The 20,035-nt window shown below is 62.3% G+C and carries 7 protein-coding genes and 2 pseudogenes; 2 read left to right on the top strand and 7 right to left on the bottom strand.

Annotated elements, in window-relative coordinates; all coding sequences use genetic code 11:
* Nucleotides 1-13: 13 nt before the first annotated feature.
* Nucleotides 14-271 (top strand): annotated as a pseudogene (locus ACXAD2_RS19755) (transposase); the annotation flags it as partial.
* 134 nt (nucleotides 272-405) lie between these two features.
* Here ACXAD2_RS19755 and ACXAD2_RS19750 read toward each other — a convergent pair.
* Both ACXAD2_RS19750 and ACXAD2_RS19745 read right to left on the bottom strand, forming a co-directional pair.
* Complete coding sequence (locus tag ACXAD2_RS19750) at nucleotides 406-6,444, bottom strand: DEAD/DEAH box helicase (protein ID WP_475174976.1); 6,039 nt, start codon at nucleotides 6,442-6,444, stop codon at nucleotides 406-408.
* Between the two features lie 5 nt (nucleotides 6,445-6,449).
* Entirely contained in the window at nucleotides 6,450-9,743 is a 3,294-nt protein-coding gene (locus tag ACXAD2_RS19745; RefSeq protein WP_475173426.1) for an STY4851/ECs_5259 family protein, read from the bottom strand.
* Nucleotides 9,744-10,503: 760 nt separating this feature from the next.
* Here ACXAD2_RS19745 and ACXAD2_RS19740 point away from each other — a divergent pair.
* Nucleotides 10,504-11,532: an IS110 family RNA-guided transposase gene (locus tag ACXAD2_RS19740; protein WP_475173424.1), complete on the top strand. Its 1,029-nt coding sequence runs from the start codon at nucleotides 10,504-10,506 to the stop codon at nucleotides 11,530-11,532.
* A gap of 306 nt (nucleotides 11,533-11,838) precedes the next feature.
* Here the strand turns inward: ACXAD2_RS19740 and ACXAD2_RS19735 are convergent.
* The 5 genes and pseudogenes from ACXAD2_RS19735 to ACXAD2_RS19715 all read right to left on the bottom strand — a co-directional run.
* Nucleotides 11,839-12,105, bottom strand: a pseudogene (locus ACXAD2_RS19735) (IS5/IS1182 family transposase); the annotation flags it as partial.
* A 102-nt stretch (nucleotides 12,106-12,207) separates the two neighbouring features.
* Nucleotides 12,208-14,271 (bottom strand): BREX system Lon protease-like protein BrxL, encoded by a 2,064-nt coding sequence (gene brxL / locus ACXAD2_RS19730; RefSeq protein ID WP_475173420.1) that lies wholly within the window; start codon nucleotides 14,269-14,271, stop codon nucleotides 12,208-12,210.
* Nucleotides 14,272-14,280: 9 nt separating this feature from the next.
* A complete protein-coding gene (locus ACXAD2_RS19725; protein ID WP_475173418.1) occupies nucleotides 14,281-15,258 on the bottom strand; it encodes a DUF262 domain-containing protein in 978 nt (325 codons plus the stop codon).
* A gap of 88 nt (nucleotides 15,259-15,346) precedes the next feature.
* Nucleotides 15,347-18,805: a BREX-1 system adenine-specific DNA-methyltransferase PglX gene (gene pglX, locus ACXAD2_RS19720; protein WP_475173415.1), complete on the bottom strand. Its 3,459-nt coding sequence runs from the start codon at nucleotides 18,803-18,805 to the stop codon at nucleotides 15,347-15,349.
* Nucleotides 18,805-19,887, bottom strand: coding sequence for a hypothetical protein (locus ACXAD2_RS19715; protein ID WP_475173413.1), 1,083 nt, complete (start codon nucleotides 19,885-19,887; stop codon nucleotides 18,805-18,807). The genes pglX and ACXAD2_RS19715 overlap by 1 nt, the downstream gene beginning before the upstream one ends.
* Nucleotides 19,888-20,035 lie beyond the last annotated feature (148 nt).

The following is a 20,035-nucleotide window of genomic DNA, read 5'->3' as shown; positions in this document are numbered from 1 at the left end:
AAGGAGTAGACGAATTAGGAAGAGCCGTTTCACCGAGGCGGAGATAATCGGGATGATCAAGGAGCAGGAGGCGGGCATGCCAACAGCTGAGGTGGGCCGCAGGCATGGCCTCAGCCCGGCGACGTTCTACAAGCTGAAAGCCAAGTATGGTGGCATGGAGGTTTCCGAGGCCGCCAAGCTGAAGGCGTTGGAAGATGTGAACGCCAAGCTCAAGCGCCTGCTGGCTGACACGATGCTCGACAATGTCGTCCTGAAGGATCTTCTGGGAAAGAACCGACATCCTTGGCCCCTCCGGCAAGCACGACTGTTTCTGTCATGCTTGCCGCGCTTTCCATTTGGGTCAAGTGTGTCGGCGTCGACCCGGGGTCCATCGTGCAGAGCAATTCGGGCGGGGCGAAAATTTCGTCACCACGTCACCCAGATCGGACTGTCGACCCCATCGCTATGCCGGTTGCCGATTTCGAAGACCATCTGCTGCAACTGCTTTGCCTGCGTCGCGGGAGCCTCATCGACGTCGAAGCGTGGAGCAATGCGCCCCGTAGTTTTCCAGGTTCCGAGCCCTTGGTCGAGGTTGATCCGCAGCGAGCGCCCGTCCCGCCATTCGAGCGTGAGACAGCGCGGATGGGGGCAGTCCCGCTTGGGCCTGATGTCGATCTTCGTTCCCGGAAGCAGGGCCTGCATGGTCTCTCGGCGCAGGCGGTCTTCTGCCCAGTTATCCTCGATGGTGTTCCGTTTCCACGCACCATCCCCACGTTGCGCTGCGGTGATGATCTCGATGTCCTTGGGCAGACCGCCGGGCGTGGTTCGCAGAACCTCGAAGAGCAGGCGCACGGGGAGGGGCGCTTGCAGGTAGCGATCCGTATAGGTCACCTTGGACAGGGGCATGTCGCGGAAGGCCTGCGGGCGCAAAGCCGTGACCAATTTCCAGAAGGCGTGTCCGAACTTGCCGATGGTGCCGTCCAGGCGTGTTCCCACATCCGCGTGCACGGCATTGCCCTCGTTGAACAAGGCCAGCTTCTTGGCCGACAGCGCATGACCCAAGCTGGGAGCAGCATCGGCACCGAGGATCAGCGGGCCGTCCTTTGGTGTGCCCCAAGCGTCGTCTGCAATCGCGGCCTCCTTGTCGGCGGCAACGACTGCCTGTGTTTGCCCCGCGTAGGACAGGTGGCATAGCACGGGCATACCTTTGCGTTCGGGAAGCGCATCCAGCATGTGCAACGTCGCTCCGCATTCGGCGAGGAAGCGGACGAGGTCCACCTTTTCGGCGGCCTCCATGAGTTGCAGGCGAGCAGTCTCTAAGACCACTCGCGAGATCTTCGCCTCGTCGCGTCGAGGCATACGTGCGGCCAGTGCACGCAGATCCCAAAGGTCCGGCGCGCCGTGCATGTACAGCGTCACATCCGTCGCAAGGCTGTTGCGCATGAGCGGGCCGATCCAGTCTGGCAGGGCCCTCAGGACGACGCGGCTGCCTGGGCCGAATATCTGCAGCTCCGACGGCAGCGCGAGGCGTTGCTTGACGGAGCGGATGATCTCGAGCGCGCCGGGGCGATCCATGGATTTCTGATCGTATTGGATGTCTCCGCGCAGGATGCATTCCGGGCAGCCGGACGCGCAGCCGGCCGTGCAGTCGAGGATATCCACCATCCGCGCAACCAGGTCCGGCAGCGCATCCTGCGCCAGGGGGGCAAACCCCGAACCACCCGAGGCGCGATCGAATAGGAAGATCGACATGGCTTTGGCTTCGTGTTCCAGCGGGGTCGGGGCTGCCGATATCCCCATGTCTTCCGCCTCGATCCCCAGGGATTTCGAAAGAGCCTCGCGCATGGCTGCGGCAAGAGCCATGGCTTTCATCTTACCAGTCTCGGTCGAAGGCAGGTCGCGCAGTTGCCATTCGAAGACGTCAGTCGTGATTGCGTTGCCAAGCACAACGTTGCGGCGGATCTTGCGCGAGGCGTCATCCGATCCCGGGCAGGTGCGGTCATGTCTCGGGTTGTTGCGGATTGGCTGCAGCGGGTAATGTTTCAGCATGGATTTCGACAGAGGCGTTTCCTGCTTTGGGCCGTCTTCTGGTTCCGCGTATCCGCAGGCGAGGCAGATGGCATAGCCATGCCCGGTGGGGCTGGATGCGGAGAACAGAACCTGCCCCTGGCGTGACGTCCGGACGCGGCCGACTGAAGGGTCCGCCAGGCTGATCCAGAGGGCGGAACTGGCCGAAACCTTCGGACGATCCGGTGCGACGAAGCTAACTTGCTCATATCCCGCGTGTGGTTTGCGTTTTCCAAGGAACCCGGACGGGCGAAGCAGCTCTCCGGTGTGCGCTTCGGCGCCGCAATCCGGGCAGGTGTGGATGGCCTCCCGGGACAGGCCGAAGGCCGCGCAGCGCGTGCAGCTCCAGCGTGTCCGCAGGTCTTCGAGGTTCTCTGCGTCGGCTGTATTGCTCCAGGCCGGCAGGATGCCTTCCGACTTGTGGACGAGCCCGTCGATGACGATTTCGGATCCGGGCGCATAGTCTCGGATGGCAATGTCCAGTTGACGGCTGGGCCCGTTGCCTCCGGTCTTGCCGATGTGGTCGAAGCTGACCACGTCGACCGGGAAGCCGTAGGACGGCGTGAAGCCTCGGCGAGCCAGTTCGGTCATCAGGAATTCACCGCTCATGCGGCGGGCGCGGTTGCCATAGAACGCCTTTTCTGGTGACGGAGAGGGCATGGCACGCCAGCCATCGACCAGCCGCTCATATTCGGACCGCCAGTGGCGAACGAGATCGTTCAGGGCATTGGCCGTCCCGGCCGCGAGGTTGGCCTGTCCGGCAAGTGCGGTGCCCTGGACAAGACGTGCAATGGACTCGCGAATGTCGGGCGTATCGCCCCACCCTTTGTCGAGTTCGTCGAGGAACTGGTCCGCCATCGGATTTTCCATCCAGGTTTCTGGCAGATCATCGTCATCGTTGCGGAAGGACCGCGCGCCCAGAAAGGAGCCGATGGAGGTCTTGATGTTCAAACCGCCTTCACGCCGCAGGAACATGCCCAGAAGCAGTGCATTGACGTGACGCGAGACCATGACCGGGCTGTCGAGCCGCACCGCGGGTGCCGGGATCGTGGCCTGCAGCAGGGTTTCCGGGGCGCGGAACACCTGCCAGTCGAGCGGCTTGTCCTTGCAGAAGGTGAAGGACATGGCCCATGGCTCGCCGCGCCGTCCGGCTCGACCGATGCGCTGGCGGTAGTTCGACGGCGCAGGCGGCACATTGGTGTTCACCACGGTGCCGACGTTGGGGATATCGACGCCCATCTCCATTGTGGTGGAGCAATTGAGGATGTTGATCCTGCCCTTGCGGAACGCGTCTTCGTAGCCTTGCAGGCTCTTGCGGTCGATCTGGGCGGAATGCTCCTGCGCGCGCAGGAAGGGGGCAAAAGCCGCAGCACGGTCGTGAAGGTCGGTCCAGAGGCCTGCCGCGCGGATCGTGGCTACGGTCGGGTCGTTCCTGGTCCAATCCAGTACTTCGGCGCGGTCCAACTCCGTGACGCCGCCCGGCCGTGCGAGCGGCAGCTTTGGCAGCGACACGCGCGGCATCGGCGTTGTGCAGGTCGGGTCGTTCGGGGTGATCCCGGCAACCGAGTAGGGCAGAAGGCGGCGCGCGACCGGGCAATGCCAGGCGGAGTCCAGCCCCACGAGGGCAGAACGCGAAAAATCGAGTTGCACGCAGCCCGCATCAGCGTCCCTTAGCACCTTCGTCGTGCGCAGCGCGGTCCAGAGAGCATCCAATACGGCCTGGCAACGTTCACGATCCGAGGCAGAGTCGTGCGTGCCCTGGATGAGACGATAGATCATCTGCACGAGGCGTGACCGGTCATTGAGCGCCGAGGGCCAGCGGTGGGTCTTGCGGCTGGTTTGGGTGTCGTCCACGCCCTGGCCGGGGGCCGCCACTTGGCTGCTCGCCTGCCGGGGGGAAATCCAATGTGCAAGGTCGACCGGATCGCGCTGCATGTGCACTGCGAGACGGCTGCGGAACGCCGTGTCGATCGTCATCAGCGCCAGCCCGATCCAGGCGTCCGACCCATGTCCTGCCTCGGCCAGGGGCGCGGGCACCGGGCCGCCTTCCAGCAGACGCTCCAGTTCCGGCCAGCACACCCGCGCCATGCCCATGGTCTCGACGTTGTTCTGAAACTTTGGGCGGCGGAAGATCTCACGCAGCAGGAAGAGCTTCGCCAGTTCAACCGGATCATCGGCGAGCGTCAGGCCACCATAATCGTGGCTCGCCACGCGACCGCGCCAGACCTCGCCGGCGAAACCGCGTAGTTCGGCATTCTCGGCAAGCAACGTTACCATGTCCGACCAAGGAACGGGAGCAAAGCCGCCTTCGGCCTCTGACAATTCGCGCTCCAACCGCTCGATGGAACTTTGAACGGCAGGAAGGCCGAGTGCGCGCAGTGCCGTCAGTTCCCTGCGCAAGGCTTCGGCCTTGACCGGATCACCCGCGCCGGTAGCCTGCACAGCATGCCAGATCGTCGCGCGGGTCAGGTTGCGTTCCGCTTCCTGTTGTAGTTTCGCGGCAAAGCGCGCAGTGCCCTGACGGCTGTCTGTGAAGGACAGCAGCCTGCGTCCCGCCAGCGGAGCGGCACCCTTTACGCCCTCGGGGCGGGGCATGGCCTCGAGCAGTTGCGGGATGGCCGACCCGAGCAGGAAAGGCGCGCCGAAGCGCTGCGTGGCGACGCGGGTTTCATCGTGATGCGCCCGGGCGCAGCAGCCGCGATCCTGATGTGAGGTCAGCAGGATCGGCGTGTGCCCGGGCTCGTCGGTGTCGATGTCGCGCACCACGCTATCAGCGTGACGCAGGGGGCGTGTCGCACGATCCGTGGTTCCCGGTCCGACCAGCACGTCAAGGCCAACGGTGATATCCTGGTCCGCATCGTCGGGTTCGACGTCGAGACGGAAGTCGTCTTCTTCGGTGTCCTGCACGCGCTGGATCAGCCTGCGCTGCGCGCCGCTTTCCTCGCGTGCCAGCAGCCAAGGCGTTCCGCAGTCGCTGCAGGCCCCGATCTCGAAGACCGGTGCGCCGCAGCCGCAGGTTTCTCGCTGGAACAGGTGGATCTGTCCAAAGGGCCAGTCGCTGTCCTCGGCGGCCAGTTCCGGCGCCCTGAGCGCGCAGCACGGATCGACGCAGGCCCAGAGCCCGGCCTGTGAACGCTCGAAAACGTTAAGCCGCCACGGTGCGAGCGTCGGGTGATCCATGTCGGGTCGGGCCTGCGCCATGGCATCGAGCACGGTCTCGGCCGCCGCCTGCGCGTCACCCTCTTTCTCGGGAAACAGAGCGCGTGAAACGGCTTCGAGCCGCGCACCGCCAGAACGTAGCATCTCGCGCACCTTGCGCACGCGTGGGTGCGGCGCGAGCGTCTTCCAAAGCGCGCCGGCTTCAGCGGACTGCAAGGCCTCGACGTCCAGCGGGCCATCCTTGCCAAGCGGAGGCAGCGACATCGGCGCCTCACGCCCCATGATGACGTCCACCTGGCTCTCGGGGACACCGCCCAGCGTCGCCACGAAGCTGCGCAGTGCGGCCTCCGTCTCAGGGCCCTCACCGATGGTTGCGGAGGTGGCGACCAGGCGCACATCCTCGGGGCGCACGCCGAAAGCCTGTCGGACCCGGCGCAGCAGGAGCGCCATCTCTGCCGCCTGTGCGCCGACATAGGTGTGTGCTTCGTCCAGCACGATCCAGCGCAGCTGCCCTTGCGATTTCTCCAGGATGCCGCGGTCCTGGGTGCGGGTCAGCATGTATTCGAGCATGGTGACGTTGGTCACGAGCAGGTTGGCTGGGGTCTCGCGCAGCGCCTTGCGGTCGCCGATCTCCGCCGGTGCGGGGCGCTTGTGCATCCCGGGACGTTCGGGAGTATCTCGGTTGTAGAGGGCGTAGGACACCTTGCCAGAGAACGGCGCGATCCAGGAGCCGAGCCGTTCACGCTGGGAATCGATCAGAGCGTTCAGGGGGTAGAGAATCAGCCCCCGGACACCATGGCGCGAGCCGGTTTCCGACTGATCCAGGATGTCGTTCAGCATCGGCACCATGAAGCACTCGGTCTTGCCCGAACCCGTGCCGCTGGTGACCATGTAGCTGCGGCCTTGCGCAGCAGAGGTCCAAGCCGCATGTTGGTGCCAATAGGGGTGCCGGTCCTTGGGGATCGCCTCGGCCCCGGCCTCTGCCAGAGCGTCGACCAGGTCCGCCCGCAGCAGGCTGCCGGCAAGACCTTGCATGTCGGTCTCAGACGCCTGCCAGACCCGCGCTGCCTCGAAGACTGGTGGCGCGATCAGGCTGTCGGGATGGCCGGGCAGGGCGGCGAGACGGCGCAACAGGGTCGCTCTTGCCGCGTCCGAGCGGATGTTGCCACGGGCCACGATGGCGGCAGCGGCACGGTCAGCGACGGCCGCCAGGGTGGAGCCGTATCCGGAAATCTTCATGTTGGTCACGCAGTCTTTGTCTTGAGGAGGGCGAGCGCCGCAGGCATTGCGGCTTCGAAGTAGTCGGGGTGTTGCAGCCGATAGTGCAGCAGCGCGATCGCGACGGCTGGCATCGGCGGCTGCGGTTGCAGGCCAAGCACGTGTTCCGCCGCGACCAGGGGCGCATCGAGCAGGTCTCGCATGGCGTCGTTGTAGCGGGCAAAACCCTCCGGTGCGTAGGGGGATCGCAAGGGGAATGGATGGCGCGTGCCATCCTGCCGTCGCACGGCGGATCCTGCAGCGGCCATCAGTTCCGCTTCCGGATCGTTCAGGGCTTTGGGGAACGTCAGGACTTTGAGCAAGGCCTGGAACATGCCGGTTTCCAGGGCGGCCAGCACCAATTGGCCGATGAGTTCCGGGCGGCGGTCGCGGATTGCGCGCAGGCTCGTGGCAACGGATTCATGTGCGTATGTCAGGGCAGTTTCCCGGGGCAGCCCGGCTGCAACCATGACCGCTTCGAGCTGCTTGAGGCGTGCATCGATCGCCTGCTGCCAACTGTCCAACGGGAGCGTCGTCCATGAAAACGGGCTGATGCTCTCGAGGTCGATGCGGGCCGACAGTTGTTCCTTCGGCGCGCGCAACAAGAGCAGTGCGGCAAGCGCAGGGGCGCGATCCAGGGCCACGAAGGAATTGAGGCTGCACAGCGTCTCGTCGCCGCCGAGGTCGTCGAGTTGTTGTTCAAAGAGCCCAAGGTCGCCTTGCCGCATCGGGGAAAGAAGATCGCCGAGTTCCCTGCCGAAAGCGCCGAGCCTGCCGTCGCGGGTCCGCGCATTGGAACAGGCGAGAAACGCGTCAGAGAAGCGGGCAGCAGGATCCGCTGTGTCGACCGGCTTGATCAGTGGCCTTGGCGGTCTGACCAGGCCCCTGTCATCGCGCGCAAAGACCATCCACGGGCCGGGATGCTCGGGCAATTGGTCGAAGATGGCTTTTCCGATCGGCAACGCGTCGAGGCTCTGCACAAGGCTCGGCGCGCTAAGGTTGACGACCTTGGCGGGGAGATTTTCTGCGGAGGTGCGGCCACTGTGCGTCTTGAGAACAAAGGTGTCGCCCTGCCAGTCTCCTTCCCTCAGATGCCGACGCAGGGTGATGCGCGGGCTTGGCGTCGGACCCACCAGGACCCGGAGATGCAGGCGGCTGTCGGGCCCGCCAATGGCCAGCAGTCCCCGGAATCGGGGCAGCAGCGCACCAAGTGCGGTTTCGTTGCTGACTTTCAGGACCACGGGGTGTTCGGGTGTATGGTCCCCGAACAGGCGGATCTGCAGGTGCACCTCGCGGTCTGTCGGGGCCAGCACGCGCCAGCCGGACAGCATGCCGAGGTCGAGTTCGATATCGCGTTGCAGGAGCGTGTCCCTCCCATCTGCGAACCATCCCTGGTCACCGGGGCGTTGCAGGCTTGCATCAAAGGGGCGGCCTCCGCCTTCGGGCGGACGGAGATGTACCGCGACGCGTCCCATCGTTGCCAGGGTTTCAACCATCCGCAGGGCCGCGGACCCGTTTTCCGACACGCGGGCGGCCAAGCCTTCTCCCAATGAAACCGTGCTCCCCTTCGGCATTCCCGTGACGCGGAAGTCAATCTTTCCGGGACCAGCTTCTGACAGGGCCAGGCGTGCCGCTTTCGGCATGACGCGGCAGGAGGTGAAGGCGCGCGCGGCACCTTCCGCATCGCGCCAACAGAACTGTATGAGACCGAGACAGGCGTCCTCGGGTGGCACGCCGTTTTTCCAGCCCGTTTGTCCAGTGGCACGCCAGCGCAGATCCTTGGGTGAAAGCGCACGGATCATGCCATCTGCGCCGTGGCCATGGAATTGCGGAACACCTTGGTGAAACCCCATGCTTTGTGCGTCGCGCAACCCGGGTACCATGGGCCCGTAGGCGATCAGGCGATCGCTGGCCTCCTCGTCGCTGGCGGTTGCGATCTTCATGCTCCAGCCCGATCCAAAGATCCGACCCTGGCCTGTGACGCGGTACAGCGGGTTGCCGTTCACCGTGCCGTCCGTGTCGAATTCAAGCCCGTCGAACTTGGCCCCCTCGTTCCCCGGCAGGACCCACACGTGGGGTGCCCGCGTCCGGATCGCACCCGATCCCAGGCGTCGCAGGGTTTGGGGCGCGCCGTCGACTTCGGCCCCGTCACCTGCCCACAGCGTTGGCAGGTCATCGGGATCGATCGCCTCGCCACCCGGAGGCGTATGCGATCCGACTTGCACCCCCTCCGCCATGAGCCGGAAGGTGACCGGGCGATTGAGCGACATGGTGAATTCCGCACGGCGTTCGGCGCTGTCTCGCTGGACCTCCCACAGCTTGGTTTCCGGGCTGCGATCCGCCGAGAGCACCAGGCCGGGCGCGTAGTCGGCCAAGTCGGTATCGGGCAGGATACGGACCGAGCGGAGCCGAGTGTCGCCGACCTGCAATTGCCATTCGGGGACTTCGGCGGCCTTCGCGATACGTACCTTGGGTATCCACGCATCGCCGATCCGGACCAACACGCGGTTAGCCAGGGACTCGGTCCCACTGCCGCTCTCAGCGCGCACGACATCGCTCAAAAGGCTCTGCGCGGCGGCTGACTCGATCCGCAACGGAAGCGCGGCCTGCCATCCCGGTTCATTTGCGTCGAGCCAGTCCCGCCTCGCTTCGACCGGGATCGTTTCTGGGATTCTCGCGCGCAAGGCCATGATATCCAGGCAGAAGGCACGGAGAAGGTCGCGGTATTCCCGGGTCTGGAACCCCTTGCTCAGAACCCGGACCCGGTCGGCAACGATCTGGTCGAGGACGTCGACCGGAGCCGCGCTTCCAATCTTTTCGATGTCGGCCAGGATGCCGCGAACGGCGCGCCGGGCCTGGCCATCCGGGGCGGCGAGCAGTGCCTCGGGAAAGCCGCCTTCCGCCGCGAGCGTCATCAGGTAGAAGGTCGTCCCTTCATCGCTTTGGCGAATGGTGCGCCCGAACTCTCTGAGCCCGCGTCGGGTGAGGTGGTGCAGGTCGGAGTAGTTCTTCCCCAGGCGCAGCGGTTCGGTCAGGAATTCCCACGTATAGCCGCCGCCGGCGTATTCACGCCGGAACCGTTCGGCGGCCCAGAGGGCGAATACGGCCGCACAACTGTCGAGACGCCGGTATTGCACAGCATCCAAGATAAAGTTCTGCAGGTGCGAATATTGCGCATCGGAGATTCGGTATGAATGCAAGGGCGCACCGGGGTGCAACTCGAGATCCAGTTTTTTGAAAACGTACTGTAAGGCGTTCAAAGGTCTTATCGTATCTGTCATCTGCAAGTTCTTGGTTGGGATACTGCTGGTTTCAGGTTCGAATGTAATTGCGGAGCGCGCATCAGGCCGAAATCCAAGTTCTTTTTCCAGTTATCCATATCGAAAAGTGTCACCCTTTCGATGCAATCGTGACGAAACCGTGATTTGAAGTCCAGCCATCTGCAATCTCGCTTTTGCTGCGATGTGGGGGTGAGGTGGTCTCGAAAGATTTTTTAAGCGGAGTGGTTTGTGATCGATCGGCCTTGTGGAGTGTCTTGATCTCGCACAGAGGTGCAAGAAGAGGACAGCGCGGATTGGACGTCAAGCATGACGCTCCGCTTTCCCGAAGGTTGTTCGGTCCAAGGTGAGGCGGATGCAACACTGGGTCCAGATGGGTGACAGTTTTCGCCGCGCTTCGGATTGAAGTGCATCAGGAATAGTTGTCTAACCAGTCAGAGAATGACCGGGTGGCACGCGCTGCTCCACCGTGGCGAAAGGTCGACGCAAATTTGTTTTGCGATATTGGGGGCAGACATGAGTTTTTCGACGATCCAAGTCTTAACTCCCCCTATTTCGCGCTGGATCGGCACTGGGAAATGACCAATGGGGGAAATCCCACGGATACGATCCTCGAAAGGCGTCGGCGTTCAAACTTGATCTCGGCAATGCCGCGGGCCAAGAGCAAAAAGGCCAGTGCGACCCGGCGTTGATGCTGTAACCGCCCCCCGGCGGCATCGATGTGCCAAAGTGGGATCGCAACAATCCGTATTGGGAGGCGGTCATGTCGGAGATTATCACGGTTGGACTGGATCTGGCGAAGAATGTGTTCCAGGTCCACGGTGCTGACAGCAAAGGCAATGCTGTCTTACGCAAGAAGCTCAGAAGAGCTCAGGTGATCGAGTTCTTCGAGAAGTTGCCGCCCTGCCTGGTGGCGATGGAGGCTTGTGGCGGCGCGCATTTCTGGGGACGGGAACTGTCCAGGCTCGGTCACGACGTCAGGCTCATCCCGCCCGCCTATGTGAAGCCCTTCATCAAGCGGCAAAAAAATGATGCGGCTGACGCCGAGGCGATCTGCGAGGCCGCGCAGAGACCGAATATGCGCTTCGTGCCCGTGAAGAGTGAGGAAACGCAAGCGGCGAGCAGCGTCTTCCGCGTCCGAGAATTGCTCGTCCGGCAGCGAACTCAGGCCATCAACGCGCTCCGCGGACACCTCACCGAGTACGGCTGGGTCGTGCCTCAGGGTGCGACAAATGCCCGGCGCCTGGTTGCCCTTGTCGCGGACGAGAGCTCGGGACTGCCCGCAACGGCGCGGGCTTCCCTGAGGGTCCTGACTATAACGCTTTCTCAGCTCGATGAGCAAATCGAGGCGCTGGACGCGGAGATCGGCCGCCGTGCCCGGGAGAGCGCTGTCGCCCGGCGCCTGATGACGATCCCCGGCATCGGACCGTTGATCGCCACCGCCATCGCCACTTTGGCCTCGCCACCGGACATGTTCCGCAAGGGCCGAGACTTCGCGGCATGGCTTGGCCTCACGCCCAGGCAGCATTCGACTGGCGGCAAGCAACGGCTGGGCGCCACGATGAAGATGGGCGAGCGCTCCCTGCGTCGCTTGCTAATCATCGGCGCCAACAGTGTCATCATCAAGCGTCATTGCCACGCGTCAGCGCGCCCCGGCACCTGGCTGGCAAGGATGCTGGAGCGCAAGCCGCCGATGCTGGTGCGCGTGGCCTTGGCCGACAAGATGGCGCGGATCGTCTGGGCGTTGATGAAGAGCGGAGAGGTCTACCGGGCTCCGGCCATGGCGGCGTAAAGTCCGTCAGCGGTCGCGAGGTCGTCGGAGCGGAGGAGGGCTGAGAGCAGCTTGGCGCAACGGTCGCAAGACAAGGTCGGAAAACCAGAGCGCAACAGAGTGCCCTCAAGCACGCGGCGTTGATTTGGTTCCGACCCTCGAACACCATGCGGGCCTGCGGCATGACACTGGTCGCATCACGAGGCCGGATACATGTCAGCACCCGACACCGCGCCAAATTGCTCCCAAAACGCTCTTGCGCAAGGGGCGGTTATACATGTTGCACAACTCCCGCTTTAGGGGTCAGTGCCTCTTTGCCCGCAGTCGTCATGCCACTCGGATGATCTCGGCGGTGCCGAGGGCGTTGAAGCGGTTCATGAGGGCGATGCGGATGTGGAGTTCGGCGGTCTGTCGGTCGGGGTCTCCGGCCATGATGCGCTCGCCGAAGGATTTCAGGCAGCACATCTTCGCCTCAATGCGGCTTTGGGCGTGGTATCCCGTCCAACATTTCCAGAATGCCCGCCCGTAGTATCGCGTCGCGCGCAGGGTTTCGTCTCGGGCGCGTGCCGCGGGGCAGTCGTCCTTCCATAATCGAAGTCCCGTCCAGCGTGTACGAACGCGGGGACCGTAAGTAAGGGGCATGAAGCCTATCTCCTGATCGTCCAAGCGGAACAATTGGAACAGGGGCCACTATACTTACTGGCGCACATACGTCACATAGAAGCCCTTCGCCATCCTATGTTCCTGCAATCGATCGCCGAGGTTGAAACCCTCTCGACGCATGGGAGGCTGGAAGATGTCGAGGCCGCGATCGAGCACGATCTTCCAACCGGTGTCTGTGACAATATCGCGGGCGTGGGCGGAGCCGGACGTGTCGAAGGCCCAGGTGAACTCTACACCGGTGCCGATGATCGCGCCCGAGATGCTTTCCAGCAGTTCTCTCTGCAACTGGACCTCGCCCTCGTTGGGAGCGGTTACCAGATGCACTGCAACTTGATCCTCCGGCGCCTTGCGCTGGATGATCATCTCGACAAGCTCCATCATGTTCCGGATCTGATAGGGTTTCCGGATATAAGGATCGGTGACAATGATCCTGCGCGCGCCATCAAGGTAGGGGCCGAAGAGCTTATTGTAGCTGACACCCTTGCGGTTTTCGGCAAACACATGATGGCCTTCCTCAAAAGCGGGTTTCTCGGGCGATGCCCGAGGGGCGAGACCGCGACCTTCTTCACGCTCGATGACATCGACATCTTCAGCCGGCGCTTCCTGGTCTTTCGGGTCTCGGGCTGGTCTGCGGTGATAGAATTGCGGGAACTCCTGCTCCTCCACCGTCTGCACGCGCCGCTTTTGACCATCGCTGCCAAGGTAATAGAAATCGACCTCCGGGTAGGTTGCATCGATGCGGAACAGCTGATCCTTGACCCGTTTGCGGCTTTCCAACGCCAGTTGGAGCAGCTCTTCGACGTCCTCGGCGCTTTCGCCGCCGGCGGGGAAGATTACCTTCAACAGGCCGGACATCGTCTTGTAGATGGCATCTCGATCCCGCGTCGAAATCTTCTCGCTGATCCGGAAATGCTGATCTGGCCGGTTCGAGAAATCCTCCTGGCGCAGATGGCGCAGGATCTCGGCCAGGTAATCGACGATGAAGCCGTAGCCGCGCGTGAACATCTCACCGCGGATCACATCGACCTCCCAGCCGGGCAGATAGGCGTGGAGGCGGTCAATAAAGGCGCTGTCATGAAACTGCGGCGGCAGGGCTTCGAACAGGTCCGAGTTCTTCAGCATGTAGGGGACGTTGTGGTCGGTATTGCCAACGAAGGCAAAGCTCGCCTCGGCCCCCATAGGATTGACGCCACGCGAAAAGGTCTTGTTGGCCATGTAGTTCTTCATGATGTCGACCAACGCCTTGTTGGCGGTCTTCTCGCGCCCGGCGAATTCATCAAAGGCCACGACATCCCAGTAGCCGACCAAGCCAATACGGCCATTGGAGTTATTCACGAAGAGCTTCGGGATGGTGACCTCGCCGCCGGAGATCAACTGCCCATGGGGAGAGAACTCCGAGTAGATATGCGACTTGCCAGTGCCTTTTGGGCCCAGTTCGATGATGTTGTAGTTGCGTTCAACAAAGGGGATCAGGCGCATCAGCTGCAACAGCTTGCTGCGGCGACCGAAAGCCTCGGGATTGAAGCCGATTGACTGCATCAGCAGGTCGATCCACTCATCCTTGGTGAATTTCCCGCGCGCCTCCTTGTAACCCTCGTAATCGACCCGCGCGATCTGGATCGGCTTGATCGTTTCCAGCATCCAGGGCGAAGTGCGCGCATCTTCCGAGAATTCGTATTGCACATCTGCGATGCACCAGACGCCGGTCACCAACAGCTTGGGGTGGGCCTTGATCGTTCCGCTATCGACTGCGACCTTCTTGATCCCAAGGTTGTCAAAAGTCGCCTCGTAGCTGTCTGTCTTTTCGTTCAGCGAGACCGAGATCTGGTCGATGACCTTGTAGCGACCCTTCTCCTTGATCGTGGATTGGATGAGGCCGGCTTCGCTCCGGTGGACGTAGTGCTTACGCAGTATTTCCTTGACCGTCTCGATCCCGGTTTTGATCGAGGCTTCGTCATCGGTCGCGCAATACTGGCCCAGCAGATATTCCAGCACATAGGTCGGCACGATGGCATTGCCCTTGACCGCCTTCACCAGATCCTTGCGCACGACAAAGCCTGCGAAATGGTCATTGATCTTGTCATCGAGCGTCGTCATGGCCTGTCCTTAAAAAATATCGATATCCATGCCGCGACGAAGATGGAAGCGGTGGCTGGTATAGTCGTCGAAATGGCTGGTCTTGCCGCGCTGCTCTTGCAGTTTGAGGAAGACATCTTGGTTATTGAAGCGATCGGCTGCGCGTGACAGCAGAAACTGGATCGGCATCTCGCGTTCGCGCGTATTGTCCGAGGTGTAGTCAAAAGTCAGCATGTGTTCGTCCGAGATCAGCGTGCCGTCTTCGGCGTAGATGCCCGCCCGCAGCACGCGCTGTTGCTGCTTTTCTGACACCGGCTGAACTTGGTAGAGCGTAACGGCCGTCTGGCCTGATGAAATCAAGCTACGCCCTGTGACAACAATCTGCACCTCGACCTTGCCGATATCCTCTTCTCGCCGCTTGCCGACCCGCAGGACGAGCGTGACGTCCACCAGCAAAAGGCGATTGAGTTCACGGTAGACCGTTTCCGGATCGGCATCTTCGAGCAATTCACGGAAGAGGTCATAGTTATCGCGTATCCGGGCCGAGGGACTTGCAGGTTCTGACTGTCCATTGATCAGGGCTTGCAGCGTAGCGTCATCATGGCGTCGGAGCTTTAACTTGATCTCGCGTTCGCCTTCTTCTTGGAGATTACGCAGAAAATAGGCGTCGATCCGCTTCACGGTCGGGCCGTCGTCGCTGCCCTGCCATCCCGTTTCCCGGATGTGATCGCGCAGCGCCGTCAGCAGGAGGGTCAAGGTCGTAACCCGTTGCTGTCCGTCGATCAGCAACCAACGAGTGAAGCCGGCAGAGCTATCGCCGGTTTGGATATAGACCACCGATCCGATGAAATGGCCACGATCCGGGCCGGCGTCGGCAATGGCAAGCAGGTCCTTCCAAAGCTGCCGACAGTTTTCCTCGGACCAACTGTAATCGCGCTGGAACACAGGGATGATGAACTGCGATGCGCCATTGATGATCTTAGGAAAGAACCTCTGAACAGCATTCATTAAAAACTCCGATCTTTACTCAAAGAAAGCGCTGCGGTTTCAAGCGGGTGATATTGGCCACCAAAGGTGCAGGAGGTTGTTGGCGACATCAGCTCAGTCCCACTATCTTCTTCAGCGCCGTGCCGAACAGCGGGTAGTTGTGCTTTACCCCATCATCCAGGTCGATCTCGACCTTCTGCTGCGCCAGCGGGAAGATCAGCTCGCGCTCCCACTCGTTCAGCTCGTCGATCTGTTTCGCCACGACGCCCGCCTCCTTCAGCGCCTTGGTCCGCTGGCCTTGCGTCGCCGTCGGATCATCGGACAGCTTTTCCAGCCGCTCCCGTTCGGCGATCAGCTTGGAGATGAACTCGCGCAGGTAGTCGTTCAGCAGCACCGACACCGTGTCGGCGCGGTAGCGGTGCATGTAGATCAAGGCGTTGAACGTCCCCTTGGGGCTGGAGAACATCCAGTAGATCGGGCGCTTTTTATACCGCTTCACATGGTCGGCGTAGAAATCGCGGGTGAAATACTTGCGGATGTCCTTGCCCAGGGACTCCTCGACATAGCGCAGGTTCTCGCGGAAATGCGCCTCGCCAAAGGTCACGCGCAGGAACAGGCGGAAGCGCTCGGTGATGTCATCGGCGAACCAGTCACCGTCGAGCACGGGGATCACGTTATCCGCATCTGGCATGAAGCTGGGCTCGGGCACGCGGGCGAGGTAATCCTCCAGCCGCTCGCCCTGGTTGGCGAGGACCAGACCCGGCGCGTCGAGGCTGTAACGCCCGAACATGCAGCCCACGGCATAGCTGAGGAACTCGGCCATGGTGTCGGCGCGCAGACGGGTTTCGCGGTCGGTCTCGGAGCCCTTTACGCCATAGCGATAGGCGGGGTTGCAGGTGAGGGTGATCTCTTCCAGCGGCACCTCGGGGGTCAGCTCGTCTTGCAGGCCATAGGCGTCGATGAAGATGCGGTTGTTCTCTTCCTCGAGGGCCTGCATCTCGTCCGTCATGGACTGCCAGTGGGCGCGCAGCGTGGCATAGCTCTCCGCCAGCGTCTCGCCGCGATGATCCGGCGAGAGCAGCGGGAGCGTGGTGAAATCCCAAGAGGTTTCAAAGGCGTCCCAGTCGGATTTGCCGAGCCGGACGCAATTTTCAACTATCGCCCCATCATCGGCAACCTTCCAGATTGGGAACTTGCGGATGTCACCAGTTGTAAAGGTGATTGTCGGGCTGATTTGCATGGAAATCTCGCTCACGAATTTCGTATTGAGAGAGCCTAAGATATCCGGCAGCGCGTAAGCGTCATCCGAAGCGCAATGAATGGCCGAGCCCACTTGGTCGAAGAGCGAGTTCTCTGGCAATTTTCTAACAGCGAAGCCGTCTGTCGAAATTACAGACCACGTCGCCCCTTCAGTGAAGTATCGCTCTTCGCTGCGTAAGTTTGCATTGTTTGCTCGGAGGTCTCGTCCATTTTCGCCGAAGTTGATCAAAAAATCATTGTTCCCATACCACCGGCGGAAGCGTCCTCCCTTGGAGAGAGGAAACCACTTCTTTCCATCGATTGCGTCGCCTGAGTGGCAGCTACTGTGTCGCTCAACCTCAAACCACTGTCTGGCAAAGAGCTCCAGATTTCCTCCGCTATCGAGGCCTTTCACAGCGCGACTGTCGATCTTGTCAAGTTGACTGTAGGTTCTCAGAGATGCTTCGCTGGCCCAATAACAAATTGGGTCACCTGGGATTTTAATGAAGTCGCCAGACTTGGCCCGGTGAAAATGCTCATCCCTCGTCTCGATACTTGACTTGAAGATAGCTTTTTTTTCAGACTCTGATTTTCCATCAATGAGGCGGATGTATTGTCCTTCGCCGTGCAGATTGCCAGACTTTTGAAAAACGAACGCAGTGGTCGATACAACAGCTCCACCGATGCTATCAAATCCGCGCTCACCAATGTGTGCCATGGAGACGATGCTGTTGTTCGATAGGAGCTTGCCTCGCAATGCAGAGAAGGCACCAAGAAACATCCATGACTGCATATTGACCATTGCCATGAAGCACTTGGTCTTACAGAGGGTGAGCGTTCGTTCCATAAACATAGCGAAAAGATCCGCTTTGCTATCTGGATAATTTTCCTTGCCAAACTTCTGAGCCGTCGCATTTAAGCCCGAAAGCCCTGCATATGGCGGGTTGGCCACCACCACATGATACTTCGGCGACAGCGCCTCGGCCATCCGCAGCACGGCGACGACGCGCTCCTGCACGTCCTTCAGCAGCAGGTCAGAGCCGAAATCCCGGGCCTCGACCACCCGCAGCGTCTCGGCTGGGTCGCGCAGCTTCGGCACGATCAGCGAGCCGAAGTTCTTGGCCTGCTCGAACTGGCCCAGGGTCTCGCGCAGCTCGTCGGTGAACAGATCCTTGCCCACCACGGCGGCGACGTCCTGCATTTCGGCCGGGGTAAAGCTCACATCCTGCAACACGCAGATGTCGGGCTTCGCCTCCATCCGCAGGAACCGCCGCCGCCCGAGCTTGTCCGCCGCCTTCATCATCAGCGCAAAGGCCGCCAGGGCGCCTGCGCGGTCGTCGATCTCCACCCCTGTCAGGTTGTGCGTCAGGATCAGCGCGGGGATCTCGGTCGCGTCATAGCCCTCTTCCTCGTAGATGGCGTGGAGCAGGTCGAAGGCATAGGTCAGCATGTGCCCCGAGCCCGCCGCCGGATCGCAGATGCGGATCTCTTCGGGGCGTGTGATGCGCAGGAAATCCGTCTCGGGCTCTTCGGGCGCGACGTAATAGTCCATCCGCTCCGCCAGGCGGCTGCCCGGTCGGTTCAGGAGCCAGAGCCGCCCCAACGAGTTTTCCACCAGGTAGCGGACGATCCAGTGCGGGGTGAAGAGCTGCGTCGCGGCGGGGATGTTCTCGGCCGTGATCTTGACGTTCTTCTTGAGGCCCGCGAAGACCTGATCTTTCTTTTCCGAGATGTAGAACTGGTAGAGCCAGCCGATGATCTCGACATCGCGGCAGGCGTCCTCGGTCATCACCTCGCGCAGGCGGGCGAGGATGGAGGTCTGCGAGAGCAGATCCTCGGGCATCAGCAGTTCGGTGTAGTCGTCCAGCTCCTCGAAAAGGAAGGGCATTGGGCCGTGCCACTGGTTGCAGGCATGGACGAGCAGCAGGCGATAGGCCTCGGATTGCGGGTCATGGCTGGGCGTGCGGCCATCGAGCAGCGCGGCGATTTCGGCGGGGGCACCGTCGGGCAGGTTGCCCGCCATGGCCTCTGACAGGATCTCGGGCCGGGTGGCATTGTCGGCGGGGGAGACGGTGCGCACCTGCGTGTAGCCGTTCGCATCCATAAAGCGCAGGGCGGTGAAGCGGTTGAACCAGGTGTAGGCGACCTGTTCGATGACCTGATGGCGGCTGTCGCGCGCGATGGCGTTTTCGAGGTCCTTGACCGCCTTGGGGTGCTCGCGCCGCGCGGGCGCGCCCTCGGCCAGCACCAGCTCAAGCCGGGCGCTGACCTGATCGATCAGCAGCGTGCGCGCGGCGGCGGCGAATTTCTTGAGCGCGTTGGTGTCCATCAGACGATCACTTTCTTGCCTGCCTGGATCTCGGCCAGCAGGGTCTTCTTCACTTCGATCAGGTATTGGTCGACATCAGCCTCATCCGAGAGGATCGGCTTAGGCTTGTGGACCTTGAGTGTCGCCGCCACGACGGTCGCGGGCGGTTGCGGGGCTGGGGGTGAGGGCGGCATGCCGGGGCCGGGGCCCGGCGTCACGGGTTCCGGCTGTGGCGCAGGCGCGGCAAGGCGGCTGACCTCGGTCACCAGTTCCGGCAGCAGCTGCATGCGCGCGCTATGCGCCTTGTCGCGCAGGGTCGGGATCAGCGTGGTGGTTTCGAGCCCTGCTTTATGGCGGTCGATCCGTGCGGTGACCTCCCGCGTTTCGGGCGAGAGATCCCGGAGGTTGATGTTTTCCAGGAGCGGGGGACGCAGTTTGATCCGGAACGTGGTGTCGTCATCGTCGCCCGCGACAACCGGCGTCGTGCTCTCGGATGTCGGCGCAGGTGCTTCCGCCGCTCCTGTTGGAGCGTCGGCTTGCGCCGCCGGGAGGATGGTCGGCGCTTGAAGTGGGGCAGCTGCCTTGGTTTCGGCCGGCGCGGTTGCAGCCGGCTTGGTCGGCACTGCGATGGAGATCGCGGCCGATGCGACAGCTGCCGGGACGGTCCGGGACTGAACTGGGGTGGGTGCGGGAGCCGCAGGAAGAACGGCTGCTTCCGAAGCGGATCTCCCAGACATGACTGAGCGGAAGATTGGAGTCGGCTCGCGATACTGTCCAATTTCCCGGCGTTCCCGCTCACAAGAGACGTCGAGCAGCACCTTCAGGGCTTCATGTGCGAGCGCGCGCCATTCGGTGGTGCTGTCATCAAGGGCGATGCCGAGTTCCGCAGCCACGGCCCGAAGGGGATCTCGCGCGAGCTCGCGGTCGCCGAGCGCGAGGGCGCGCCGCAGCACCGCCTGAGTGGCCCGCTCGGCCGCGGCAGCTGCATTGGCGGCCTCTTCCGAGCGTGGGTCGGCCATTGCGCGGGATTCCTCGTGCAGGGCGATCTGGCAGCGTGCCAGTTCTGTCAGCAGGGTCAGGCTGTCTGCGCCGAGGTGGGCCATGCGTCTCTCCGTCATCATGGCGAAACCCAGGTCCGTGAGCGCCGTCAGGGCGCGAACGAGGGGTCTCGCTTCGGAGAGGACGTCGGTTCGCAGCGAGAGGCAGAGCGCAGAACTTTGATCAAGGTTCGATATCTCAACAGCCCTCGCC

This window comes from Salipiger sp. ABN3_019, assembly GCF_056158605.1.
Note: the sequence above shows the minus strand (reverse complement) of the source record. Positions and strands in the feature narration are given on the sequence as shown.

Coding starts and splice junctions, on each gene's coding strand:
- ACXAD2_RS19745 (WP_475173426.1), bottom strand. CDS start 9,743: ATGACAGATACGATAAGACCTTTGAACGCCTTACAGTACGTTTTCAAA.
- ACXAD2_RS19725 (WP_475173418.1), bottom strand. CDS start 15,258: ATGAATGCTGTTCAGAGGTTCTTTCCTAAGATCATCAATGGCGCATCG.
- brxL (WP_475173420.1), bottom strand. CDS start 14,271: ATGACGACGCTCGATGACAAGATCAATGACCATTTCGCAGGCTTTGTC.
- ACXAD2_RS19750 (WP_475174976.1), bottom strand. CDS start 6,444: ATGAAGATTTCCGGATACGGCTCCACCCTGGCGGCCGTCGCTGACCGT.
- pglX (WP_475173415.1), bottom strand. CDS start 18,805: ATGGACACCAACGCGCTCAAGAAATTCGCCGCCGCCGCGCGCACGCTG.
- ACXAD2_RS19740 (WP_475173424.1), top strand. CDS start 10,504: ATGTCGGAGATTATCACGGTTGGACTGGATCTGGCGAAGAATGTGTTC.
- ACXAD2_RS19715 (WP_475173413.1), bottom strand. CDS start 19,887: ATGGCCCACCTCGGCGCAGACAGCCTGACCCTGCTGACAGAACTGGCA.